General features: G+C 69.4%; 10 protein-coding genes and 1 pseudogene. 2 read left to right on the top strand and 9 right to left on the bottom strand.

What is annotated here, in order from left to right:
• Positions 1–14: 14 nt before the first annotated feature.
• The 5 genes from RB628_RS37305 to RB628_RS37325 form a co-directional block, all read right to left on the bottom strand.
• Positions 15–326 carry a hypothetical protein gene (locus RB628_RS37305; protein WP_318325084.1) on the bottom strand — a complete coding sequence of 104 codons (312 nt, stop codon included), beginning with the start codon at positions 324–326 and terminating at the stop codon, positions 15–17.
• Complete coding sequence (locus RB628_RS37310) at positions 323–3,334, bottom strand: lantibiotic dehydratase (RefSeq protein WP_318325085.1); 3,012 nt, start codon at positions 3,332–3,334, stop codon at positions 323–325. Before RB628_RS37310 ends, RB628_RS37305 begins: the two co-directional genes overlap by 4 nt.
• A 70-nt stretch (positions 3,335–3,404) precedes the next feature.
• Positions 3,405–3,554: an FxLD family lanthipeptide gene (fxlA, locus tag RB628_RS37315; RefSeq protein WP_152170413.1), complete on the bottom strand. Its 150-nt coding sequence runs from the start codon at positions 3,552–3,554 to the stop codon at positions 3,405–3,407.
• A 229-nt stretch (positions 3,555–3,783) separates the two neighbouring features.
• The gene (locus RB628_RS37320; protein ID WP_318325086.1) at positions 3,784–3,933 is read right to left on the bottom strand and encodes a hypothetical protein; all 150 of its coding nucleotides are present in this window, start codon (positions 3,931–3,933) and stop codon (positions 3,784–3,786) included.
• 4 nt (positions 3,934–3,937) lie between these two features.
• A complete protein-coding gene (locus tag RB628_RS37325) occupies positions 3,938–4,351 on the bottom strand; it encodes a hypothetical protein (protein WP_318325087.1) in 414 nt (137 codons plus the stop codon).
• 197 nt (positions 4,352–4,548) lie between these two features.
• Between RB628_RS37325 and RB628_RS37330 the strand changes: the two genes are divergently transcribed.
• A complete protein-coding gene (locus RB628_RS37330; RefSeq protein WP_318325088.1) occupies positions 4,549–6,000 on the top strand; it encodes a hypothetical protein in 1,452 nt (483 codons plus the stop codon).
• A gap of 15 nt (positions 6,001–6,015) precedes the next feature.
• Entirely contained in the window at positions 6,016–6,507 is a 492-nt protein-coding gene (locus RB628_RS37335) for a hypothetical protein (RefSeq protein ID WP_318325089.1), read from the top strand.
• Positions 6,508–6,681: 174 nt separating this feature from the next.
• On the opposite strand, the gene RB628_RS37340 is transcribed toward RB628_RS37335, so the two are convergent.
• From RB628_RS37340 to RB628_RS37355, 4 genes and pseudogenes are all read right to left on the bottom strand, one after another.
• Positions 6,682–7,746 carry a hypothetical protein gene (locus RB628_RS37340; RefSeq protein ID WP_318325090.1) on the bottom strand — a complete coding sequence of 355 codons (1,065 nt, stop codon included), beginning with the start codon at positions 7,744–7,746 and terminating at the stop codon, positions 6,682–6,684.
• 144 nt (positions 7,747–7,890) lie between these two features.
• A complete protein-coding gene (locus RB628_RS37345; RefSeq protein WP_318325091.1) occupies positions 7,891–9,201 on the bottom strand; it encodes an ATP-binding protein in 1,311 nt (436 codons plus the stop codon).
• A gap of 206 nt (positions 9,202–9,407) precedes the next feature.
• Positions 9,408–11,123 carry a relaxase/mobilization nuclease domain-containing protein gene (locus RB628_RS37350; protein ID WP_318325092.1) on the bottom strand — a complete coding sequence of 572 codons (1,716 nt, stop codon included), beginning with the start codon at positions 11,121–11,123 and terminating at the stop codon, positions 9,408–9,410.
• A 132-nt stretch (positions 11,124–11,255) separates the two neighbouring features.
• Positions 11,256–11,672: pseudogene (locus RB628_RS37355) on the bottom strand (plasmid mobilization relaxosome protein MobC); the annotation flags it as partial.
• Positions 11,673–11,714: the final 42 nt, after the last annotated feature.

Here is an 11,714-nt window from a genome sequence, read left to right on the forward strand (position 1 = left end):
CCGCACCACAAACCTCATAGCGTCACGACCGTCTCACTGGACTTGAAATCTTCCGGCCGCGTGCGTACGAGCGTGGCGAGGATGTTGTCGAGGTGGTCGAGTGCAGAGCGGTAGGCCGGGTGGCCAGCCGCGTGGAGGACGTAGGCCACGGCCGGTGCCCCGCGATAGAGGCTCGCGCCGACGGGGTGAACGGCGGCCGGTTGTCCGGCCAGAGTCCTCGCGGTGGTGTGCGCTCTGTCCCACCTCCCGCTGTCCTGGGCGAGGACTGCCTGGTAAAGGGCGGTTCCGGCAAGACCGCGGCCCAGGTCGTGCACGAGGTCGTTCACCGTGTTGCCCTCTGTGCCAGGAGGGAGCGGCATGCCTGCCGTGCAGCATGTCGGCAGGCTGCCTCAGCCTCCCGGTCCGGGCCCGTGATCCGGTTGTGGTGCATGTGCAGCAGCGACTCCAGCACCGGGCCAGCCTGCTCGTCGGTGAGATGAGACCGGTACACGGCGAGGGCGGTGCGGCGCCGTTCGTACGCGTCGGCCAGGCGGGCCGTCCCGTTCGGGAATCGCGTGAGGGCTTCGGTACGGGCGCGGTGCAGCGTCTGGCGGGTGACGCTGAGCAGGCCCTTGCTACGAGCAGCTGTGGTGGCCAGCCAGCGGACGCCTTCCTCCTCACCGAGGAGCCCGCAGGCGGTGTCGATCATTCCGAGTGCGGACAGGACGTGTCGGTCGAGACCGGTCAGGTCGGTGAGTACGTACCGTGTCGCGTCGCTGTCGGCAACGAACACGGTCTCGGCGGCCTCCAGGGCTGGCCCGGTGCCGTAGCGGCCGAACTCGGGCCGGTAGCCGTCGAAGACGAGCCGGGAGGCGAGCGCCTCACTCTGTAGCTGCGCGGCCCAGTGGGCAACCACCCGCGCCGCGATTGCGTGCTCCTCCTGGTCGTGCGCGGCGATGCGCAGCCGGAGGTGGTCCTCCTCCTGTCCGGTGCGGTAACGCACGAACCAGCTGTCGGGGTCGCCCAGTAATTTGAGGAGGCCGGGCAGGCGGCCGATGAGGATCTGGTCCATGACCGTCGGGTGGGTGAACAGCTTGGCCTGCACCCACCGTTGCTGGTCGTCTCCGGGCATCGGCAGCATCCGGTTGGTCACGATCGGGGCCGCCGCCAGGTCGGGGTGGGGCAGGGGCGGCCGGCTGGAGGTGAGCGGCAGGGTGAGTTCGTGGGCGTGGCCGATCCAGCCGAAGTCCCCCTCGTCGAGGGCTTCGAGTAGCTCGGCATTGCCGTGGCGCCGAAGATGGCCGTGGAGGAGCCGCGCGTGCAGTGGCTCGGTCAGATCGAGACGCAGGGTGCGGTCGTCGTCGCGGAGTTCGAACAGCTGCGGGCATTTCCAGGTCCGTGCCCAGGCGGCCAGCGCCGCCTGCCAGGCTGGCTGGAAGGGCCCAGGTGGGAGGTCGGCGGCGCTCAGACGCCAGCGGGCCGGGGAGAGGATCGCCTTGCGGTAGCGGACGCGAGGTAGATACGGCATTGCGGCCGCGAGGGGTCCCCAGTCGAACTGCGTCCAGGCGGTGGCGAAGCCGCGGCCGAGGAGTGCGATGAACCGGGCAATCGGCGGGGCCTGCTTCTCCAGGGCGAGCGGGTGCAGGACGATCGGCTCGACGACGCGGCGCCGCGAAAGGCTGACGAGGTGCAGCCGCTTGCTTGTCGACAGCACGGCCAGGTCGTCGAGCGGGATCAGATTTTCGGCGGGTGCCCGGTGCTCGCCGACGGGGATCACATACGGCAGCAGGGCGGGGGTGCGGGCCACGTTCTCGGCGTGCGGATGGACCGGGGTGAAGGAGAGCTGGGCCGGCAGGGCGCCGTCGACCAGGGTGGGCAGTCGCCCGTACACCTCGTCGAGGCCGCTGTCCGGGAGGGCTGTGGCGAACCGGCCGGTGAGGGTGCCGATGCTCCAGGCAGGACGCACGGACACGGTGAAGTCACCGTGGTCCAGGGCCTGTGTCGACGACGCCTGTACCCGCACCGCCATCTCGACGTGTGGGGCGATGGCCGCGTCGTTGCGACTGGTGCGAGCGCATAGCTCATCAAGGTCCGTGTCCGTGAGCCGGATCTCCTGGGCGCCGGTGAGCGCTGCCTTCCATGCCTTGGCCATCAGCAGCTCATCGCGGGGAAGGGCCTTCGACGGGGGTTCCGGCCACGCCGACATCGGGAAGTCAGCCGGCAGTCCCACCCCGGCGGCCAGGTCGACCGCATCCCGCAGCGGCACCAGGCTGCCGGCACCGTACCGTTCCCAGAACAGGCCGTGGTACGCGGCCCACATGGGCTTCTCTCCCACGTTCCGGGTCAGCCGGAGCAGTGCGTTCGCAGCGCGCTCGGCCTCCTCCAGCACCAGTGTCGGGACGCGGACCGTGGCGTCGAGTCGCAGGTCGACGCTGATCCGCACTCGGCCTCGGTCGCTGACGCTACTCATGCGCTTCTCGGCCGTCCCGCGCAGTTCCTGGGCAGCGGCCGGATCGTCTGCCACGTCATGTTCTGCAAGCAGACGACACACGTCTTCCAAGTCGTCGAGCAGACTGACCGTCTCGGGCTTCAGGCGGTCTGCGAGGGGACGCAGGACATCCAGCATGTGCCCCAGGGGGTCGGGGTCCGTCAGGGGTACCGACACGTCACTGATCAGGAAGCCCGCCTCCAACGTGTCCATGAGGAGCCGCTGGATCTGTTCGGCCGTGCCGCCCAGCGCGATCAGCCGATCGGTGATCTCCTGGCACGGAACGGGGTGTGCGGCCAGCACAAGGATCGTAGCGAGAGGCCGGGTGACAGTGGCGCTTGCGGTGCGTCCACCGGAGAGAGGGCGCACCAGTACGTCGCCGTGCTGCGCCGCCAGATCGTTGATCTGAACGGTCAGGTGGGACAGGACGTCCGGCCGCCGTTGGAGGTCACGGCGGACGTGGTCGAGCCAAAGCGTGTCCGGGCGGGCGATGGCGCGGTGGCTGGTGCCCACTCGGCCTTCGGCCGGACCGCACTCTGCGGTAGTCACGCCGGCGAACAGACCGAACGGCGTGGGACGTCCGGCTGCGCGTAGGAGGTACCGGGCGATCGCAGTCGTTGCCTTCCGCACCTGCTTCAGCTGGACACTGCGCTCTTCAAGGATGTGGTCGACGGCACACGCGAGTTGTGGGGACGCCGCCCGCACCGCGGCAGCGAAGGGCGGGAGGGCCCATGCGTCAGCGAGCCAACGGCGGCAGTTGGCCGGATCGTCGGGGTCGGGCCACTGGGTGTGCTGAGCTGTGAGCGGGAGCACGGCGGCCCGCAGCAGGAGCGCGTCACCGCGTTGGAGCTGTCTGGTCTGCGTCATCGTGGTTCCCGTTCGGCTAGGCCGGTGCGGGCCGGGAGTGGGTCCGCCCCGCACCGGTTCGGTGTGTTGGTCAGCTCGTGCAGGAGGAGGCGCAGGTGGACTCGCACCCGTCGCTGGTGTCGCAGTCCTCGGCCACCGGCACCGGCGCGTCCGTGATCGCGATGGTGAGCTGCCAGTCGTCGCCCGTGATGGGTGCCGTCTCGGTCGTCGCGGTTGCCATTCCAGTACCTCCGAAGGGGTGGTTGGCCGTCCACGGGAAGCGTGGACGGGGGAGCTCGGGACCCCCGCACCCGGCTGCCACAGGCTTGCGTGCAGCTGGCTGCGCGGATACCGCGTTCGGGCGCGCTAAGGGCCGCTGAATCTCGGCGGCATGGCCCCGCTCTCTGCCGGGACCATGCGGCTGGGGGAAGCCGTTGAAGGGGAGTGCGGTCACGGCAGAGAGCGGGAGTTCAAGGGGCGGACGGGACCGTGGAGACCGCCACGCCGATCATGAAGCCGCAGGACGCGGAGATCATGACGATCAGGAGGGGTCCGGTGAAGCGGGCCAGCCAGCCCACCGCCCGCCCCATCACAGCCGCCTCTCCGCGTGCCACATCCACGGGATCATCGGCTGGTCTCCCCACCCGCAGCGGCGGTCAGTGCAGTGGTGAGATCGCCGACTGCCGTGTGAGCGGGGCCGTCAGCGGGATCGCTCACCCAGCGCAGCAGTCCGTCCTCCCACCCTGGAGGAGCCAGCACAACCCACGAGCCCTCGCCGAGCGCGTGGGTCTGGTCCTGCTGCCATCTCTGTGCGGTGCCGGGCGGGGTGAGGAAGTACGCCTGGCCATTGCCTTGGTCGTGCAGCACCGGCCCCACGGGAGTGCCGGAGGCTTCCAGGAAGCGCACGGCCCGTACGCCGATGTCGGCCTCGACCCGGATGGCATCCCAGTCCTGGCCGGCGGCGAAGAGTGTCGGCTGGCTCAGACGCCTCGCCCAGGTCGCCCGGGGCAGGCGGGGCTGATGTGAGTTCAGGGCCATGGCGCTCCTCCGTCCGCTGGAATCTCGTCGCCCGAACCTTCAGGGTCAGTCACCGACGAGGTTCAGGTGTTCACCAAGCGTGGCCGGGCGCGGACAACTGCGGTATGACCAGCGGGTGTTACCGAGGCGGGAATACACTCGTTCCCGGCTTCGTAAGAAGCTTGATCGCGCCTACGATCGAACCGGAAGTTGGCCCCATGGATGCCACCACCCCCGGCCCGCTCGCTCCCGACCTCCTCGAACGCGAGGATGTCCGCCGAGCCCTGGCAGAGCACGACTTCGCAGCCGCCTTCGCCTTGATCAAGAAGTACGGCGGCTTATCCCAGAACCGCATCGCCTCCGCCTGCCAGCTCACACCGGGCAAGGTCTCCACGATCATCAGTGGTCAGCAGCAAGTGACCAGTTTCGAGGTCATCTGCCGCATCTCCGACGGACTCCGGATCCCGGGCCACCTCCTTGGACTCGCTCCGCGTGTTTGGGAGACCCGGGCGGTCCAGGAGAGTCCCTTGCCTGACCCTGAGGGTGAGCAGGCCAGCGCCGATGAGGTTCCCTGGCGGCCGGATGCCACTGTGGACCTGGCCGCGAACCTGACGAGGAGCGATCTCGTGATGGACCGCCGCGCGGCGACGCGCGCTCTGGCCGGGGCCGCCGTCACCGGCGCTGCCCTGCTCGACCCCCTGGAGGGGTGGCTCCAGCCTGCGGGCTCCGCCGCCCGGCCACGTCGCCGCGGTCGGCTCGGGGCACGGGAGGTCGAGGAGTTGGAGTCCACTGCTCGCGCGTTTCGGGCCTGGGACCACAAGTACGGGGGCGGTCTACGCCGCAAGGCCGTGCTGGGCCAGCTCAGCGAGGTCGCCGCCCACCTCGACGAACACCAGGCGCCGCAGGTCGAACAGCGCCTGTACCAGATCATGGCCCAGCTGGCAGGCACAGCAGCCACCATGGCCTGGGACACGGGACTCCAGCGCCGCGCCCAGAACTACTACCTCTTGGCTCTGCGCGCCTCCCACGCCGGCGACGACATGGTCTTCGGCGCCAACGTCCTGGCAGGCATGGCCCGTCAGATGCTCTATCGCGACCAGCCCCAAGACGCCCTCGAACTCGTCCGTCTCGCCCAGGACGGCGCCCGGCAAGTCGCCGGGCCCAGAGTGCGCGCCATGCTCCACACCCGAGAGGCGTGGGCGTACGCGGCGATGGGCCGCACCGCCGCCTTCCAACGGGCCACCGTCCAAGCAGCCGACGCGTTGACTGATGCCAGGCCGGGCGAAGAGCCGTACTGGATCGCCTACTTCGACGAGGCCGAACTCGCCGGCACCACCGGAGGCCGACTCCTCGACCTCGCCCGCCAGAACCCCCAGCTGCACGCCGAAGCCGCGGCTTCGGAGATCCGCCAGGCACTGGACCGGCGCGGCCCCGAGGCCAGCCGCAGCCATGCCCTGGACCGCATTGGCCTGGCCCAGTGCCACTTCCTCCTCGGCGACCTCTCCGGCGCCGTGAAAGAAACTCACCGCGCAGTGGACGCGGCCCGCGCCACACGCTCCAGCCGCGTACGCGCCCAGCTCGGCGAGCTCTACCCCTACACCGTGGGCAACAGCGCGGCCCGACCCGTGCGCGAGGCCCGCGATAGGATCCGCGACCTGCTGTCGACCTGAAAGGGGTACGCGACCATGACGACCATCGCGGTGACCGGGCACATGGACCTGACCGAGGACAGCATCCCTCTGGTCCGCACCGTCCTGGACGAACTGCTCAAGCAGTACGCAGACGACAGCCGACTCGTCGGCGTCTCCTGCATCGCCAAGGGCGCCGACTCCCTCTTCGCCGAAGCCGTCCTCTCCGTCGGCGGACGCCTGACCGTCGTCATCCCCTCCCAGGACTACCGACAGAACAAAGTCAAGCCAGACCACGCTGCCCTCTTCGACCACCTCGTCGAGGCCGCTGCGGAAGTCCTCGTACTCCCCCACGAAACGGCCAACCGACAAGCGTACGAGGCCGCCAACACCGTCCTCATCGAACGCGCCGACCGTCTCGTCGCCGTATGGGACGGCGAATCCCCTAGCGGCAAGGGCGGTGGCACTGCCGACACCGTCCAAGAAGCGCGAATGGCGGGCATCCCCGTGGATGTCGTGTGGCCGGACGGCGCCGCTCGCCGGGGCTGAGCTCTACGCGATCCCGGCCCACTGCTCTCACAATGTCCCTGCACTGGGCGGCGCACAGGACGCAGCCTGGACCGCGATGCCGAGGTGGTGTGCGTCGGCACCGGAGTTGCATGCTCCGCGGCTGCTGGGCCGACAGCCGAGCGTCCACGCAATGATGGGGATTTACTGGTGGCCTCAGCGCCCCTGCCGCTGGTTCCGGTACCAGAACGGGTCCTCTGTCGCGAGCTGCCACCACGCGAGCCACGTCTGGGGAAGCGGGTGCCGGTAGGGCGGGGGGAAGGGATAGTCCTCGAGCGCGACGCCGTCCGCGGAGAGGCGGCCGTCGGCATCGGCGCTGACGACGTGGTGCGCGCCGTCGGTTGCCACAGCGACGTACCGGTACCCAGCCCGGACGTCGCGCACGATCTGAGGGCTAGCTTCGGTGAACGCCGAGCGGAGACCGAAGGGCTCAACGGTATGCCCGCAGTACACGGCCGTGCCGTTACTGGTGAGGCGATACGAGATCTCCCGCCCGGCACCCGACGGCGGGGTGTCCTCGGTAAGTCGGCGGACTTCCGAACCGAAGTCGGCCCGGTTGGGCTGGTCTGGGTGTCGGCGCTCGTAGTCGTGGACGGTGTAGACGCGCAACGGGAAGTAGGCCAGGTCGCTCGTTCCCGGGACGCGCCGGGCCAGGGTGGGGTCACAGCGCAGGAAGAACGCGAACGCGTCGAGCAGCGTCTCGATGACGAGGTGGCCGCCGACCGCGTCCCGGTAGGCATCGTGGCAGCTGGACGCGGTCTTGTCGTTTTCCCTCACGACCTGAGGGAGCGCGTCGTACAGCTGCCATGACGGCATCACCCGATAGCCGTCGCCTTCGCCGACGACGCGGTCGACGTGGAGGTCGAGGGTGGCTGGCAGGTGGATGTCGGCGTTGCGCGCCAGCACCAGCCCGCGGACGACCTGTCCCTGGAGATCGGTCTTCTGCAGGTCCTGGTACCGCTGGCCGACGGTCCTGCTCTGGCTGCCTTTGACCACCTCGGCGTCGAGGGTACGGATGGCCGCGAGGGCGGGTGCGATTTCCAGGGCGACGCGTTCGGAGTCAACTTCCAAACCATGGTCACGGCAGAGCGTGGTGTTGGTGGAAGCGGCAGCGTCCCAGACGTGGGCGATGTACAGGGCCAAGCCGTGCATCTTCTGCCGGCCCTTGGCCTGACGGTCGGGGTCGGTGACCGGGAACAGGCCGGTCGGCGTCTGCGCCATGGGTTCCCCCGCGGGGTGACTCCGCCGTGAGGCGAAGAGGGCAGCGTACCGCCGGGCGGCATCCCACCGCTCCGGGATTCTGGGCGTCGAAGACTAAGACCGCCGCAAAAGAGCACCGACCTGCAGCAGCAAAGGCGTCGGTGGTCACTTCGCCCGCAGCCGCTCCTCAACTACCCGGTCACCCTCGACGTCGGGATTCGTGGCCACATCAACGCCGAACAGAGTGTAGAAGCGCTCGAGGGCCTTGTATGCGTCCCGTTCCTGATCACCGTTCGCCACCCAAGTCTGGTCCCAGGTGCCCTCGCTGGCCGGCGCGGCGTCGCTGGCGAAGCCCTGGAGACCGGCCCCGGGCCCCAGGGCACGCGGCTGCTCGCCGCCAAAGCGGCGCACAACGATCCGGTGCCGCCACGGTCCTGGCACACGCGGGACGATGAGCTTGTCGGCGAGACGGAAGTACTCCAGCGTCATCTCGGTCACCACGTGGGCGTTAATGCGCTGTACCGGGGCCAGGTGGTTCACGCCCCAACACAGCATGTCCGGCGTGGCCACCGCGCCCGCGGTCATCAGGCCGTCAGGGCGTACCGCCACCGCGCGGCTGGTACGACCGATGAACAGGCCGCCGCTGAGGGTCTGCAGACGCCCGGTGCTGTCGGCGAAGTTGAATCCCGAGTCCCGCAGGACATCCTGGTTGCGCAGAGCGCCCTTGATCCCGTCGTGGCTGTGGAGTCCGGGCAGAACCTGCGACGGTGGCTGGGCGGGGAAACTCTGCCAGAACAGCACCGGAGTCTCCTCCCAGTCCTGCCGCTGCTCCAGCTCGTCCAGTGCCTCGTCCGGCTCATCGTGCCACTGCTCGTACTCGGGTGCCCGCACACCGGCGGGGGCGGCGTCCCGTGCCCGCAGGCCCTCGTTGATGAGCTGGTACACATCCTCCGAGGGCATGTAGACCGTCCGGTCTCCGTGCCGCACGGAGACCGCGAGCCCCTCGGCAAGCCGACCCTTGTCGTTGATCATCTTGCGGACCAGGACGTATCGCGAGAGCTCCGGGACCGGTTCCACCTCGAGCACCAGGTAGTACAGATCGGTCTCCGCAGTGCTCCGACCAGGGTCGTGGTACCAGTGGTGGCTGACCGCTACGCGAGGGCGCAGGTACTCGTTCAGGGTGTCGACGTACTTGACGACATCTGCCCGGTGCTGCGGGAAGGGGCCAAAGCCCGTGGCGACCTCCAGCGCCTGATTGCTCTTCTTCTCTGCTTCCACACCCAGCACGAGCAGCCCGCCGTGAGCGTTAGCGAAGGCAGCCACGTCCTTGCACAGCTCGAACTTGCCCTTCTCGGACGCCAGGTCGTACGGGGACCGCTTGAAGTCCAACCACGAGTTCTCGGCTACGCCGCGGAGGTCATCGGGGCGGCCGCCGGCCAGCGCCTCGATCAGTGCGGAACGACTCAGAGATGCCACCCGGCCACCCTATGCGCGCGAGCGCGTGGGCAATGCCGCTCACGCGGTGCCGCGTTGCCAGGGGTACTTCTCATCCGGCTCCTGCCGAGACTTCGGATTCATGTGCCGGTGTGCCTCAGTCACGCGCCTGGAACCTGCCCGACCGCCGGGTGACATTCGTCCTCAGACCGAACATTCGAGGGCCCTCATCCTGTTCGTATCTACATCTACCGGCGCTGTCGGTGCTGCTGTTCGGTAGGCGTTGTAGTCGCCGATGGCAGCTGACCGTTATGGGTCTGCTGGATGCGGACCGAGTCTGTGATGGTCGAGCGTCGGCGGGCGGCTTCGGCGCGGCGGTTGGGTGCTGGGTTTCGGCCGGTGTGCTGGATGCGGGTGATGAGGACACGGGCGGGTTGGCGGGCGGTGGTCAGTTCACGTTGGGAGGCGGCTTCCTTGAGGAGTTCGTGGGGTTGGTAGCCGTGGGCTTCGGCGTCGGCGAGGACGGTGGCGAGCGCGGGCCAGGCCGGGTCGGCGAGGATGCGCTCGGCGTGGTCGGGGACGGCTGCTCGTACGTCGCTGGCCAGAACACGGCGGGCTTCCTCCTTGGGCAGCCGGGCTGTGAGTTCGGCGAGCGTCGGGTCGAGGGCCAGGTCGGCGACGGTCTGGAGGTGCTGGACCGCCTGGCGGGCGGCGTCTGCTTGGTGGGCGTGGTTCTTCGCTTCGTGCCAGCGCCCTGCGACGATGGCGGCCCAGACGAGGGCCGCGACCAGGGCGGCCAAGGCGCTGCCGTCGGGTCCGGTGGCGGTGTGCACGATGTCGCGTGCCGCGCGGCGCAGGGCGTTGGCGGCTCGGTCTTCCGCCCGGACCTGGGACCGTTGGGCTCGGGCGAACGCCTTCGAGGCGACTTGGAGTTCGGCGCGCAGGTTGGCGGGTGCCTTCTGGGCGGTGGCTTCGATCAGTTCTCCGAGGGCGGTGATGTGGGCTTGGGCGTGTGTGTCGTCGGCGAGGTCGGTGTGGAGGGTGTCGAGGGCATCGGCTGCTTGGTGCCACGGGGTGCTGGGGCGGTTGCGGCGGGCGGTGGGGTGTTCTTCGGGCTGGCTGGATTCGAGGCGGGCCTTGATTTTGGGCAGGGAGAGGTCGGGAGAGATCTTGCTTCCGGGGTGGTAGATCTGCTCGCCGGCCTCGTTGAGGTCGCCGGGGCGGCCGACGGCATACCCGAGGAGGTCGCCTGACGGGCCGCGCCGGACCTGGACCTCGATGCCGCTGGCTTCGAGGTAGGCGATGAATTCCTCGGCGTTGGTCACGTGGGGGATGGCCGCGCGGATGCGGTCCTGGAGCCACTCGGGGCTGGGCTGTTCCCAGCCGAGGCGTTCGGCTTTGTGCATCTGGGCCTGGGTGGGGCGGCGGGCGCCGGTGCGGTCGCCCTTCTTCAGGCGGCGCAGCCCGTAGTCCTTTTCGATCTCGCGGCAGGCGTCGCCGACGCGGAGGCCGCTGTCGTGGAGTTTGGGACGCCGTCCGTCTTCGCGGACGGTGGTGGCGAGGATGTGGATGTGGTCGTCGGCGTGGCGTACGGCGATCCAGCGGCATCCCAGGTCGTCACCAGCCGGGGCGATACCGGCCGCCTCGACGATGCGCTGGGCGATCTCGCCCCACTCGGCGTCGGAGAGGTGCCGGTCCTCGGGGGCGGCGCGGACCGGGCAGTGCCAGACGTGATCGGTGACCGGCTTGCCGAACTCGCTGTTGCGCAAGGAGACCGGCTCGTCAAGGTAGCGGCCGAGTTCGGTGAGGGTGGCGTTCTCGTCACGGCCGGGGTCGGGCATACCGAGCATCGCGAAACCGGCCACGATGTGCGGATCGAAGTGCTCGTCGTGGCGGCCGGGTCCGTAGAGGTAGGCGAGTAGGCCGCGGGTGTTGGCACCGGTCGGTTTGATGGCGGCGATCACGCGGCTGCCTCCGGTTCCTGATCGACGGGCTGGCGCAGGGCTTCGGCGATCAGCTCCAGCAGGTCGTGGAGTTCGGTGAGGCGTCGGCGGATCGGGTGGGGTGTGGTCGCTGTTGAGGGCGCGGGCGATCTGGTTGACGTTGACGCCGATCCGATTGAGTTCGCGCAGGACCTGGGCGCGGAAGACGTGGGTGCGGCGACGGTCCTCGGACAGGGGCAGGTTGGCGGTGAACCGGCCGGTGACGAAGGCGAGGACGATGTCGGCGGCGAAGCCGGAGTCGCCCTTGTACCCGTGCTCGGCGGATGCCTCCTGGAGCTGGGTGTGCTCGTCGTCGGTGAAGCGCAGCGGTCCGACGCGCACGACCCGCTTGGTGCCGGTGAAGCGACGGATCGTGGGCTGCACGCTCAGCACGGCAGGCTTGGCGGCTGCGGCGGTTACGGCGGGGCGCAGGACGGCTTGCTGGATTGAGTGAAGCGTGTCCAGGTCGGAGCCGCCCTCGGCTCCGACCTCCTGGTCCGGCGCCCCCTGGCGCCGGACCGTCTCCGCCACCCCCGGGGCGGAGACCCCCGAAGACCGGCCATGAGTCGGACT

Source organism: Streptomyces sp. ADMS (assembly GCF_033441795.1).
GTDB lineage: Bacteria > Actinomycetota > Actinomycetes > Streptomycetales > Streptomycetaceae > Streptomyces.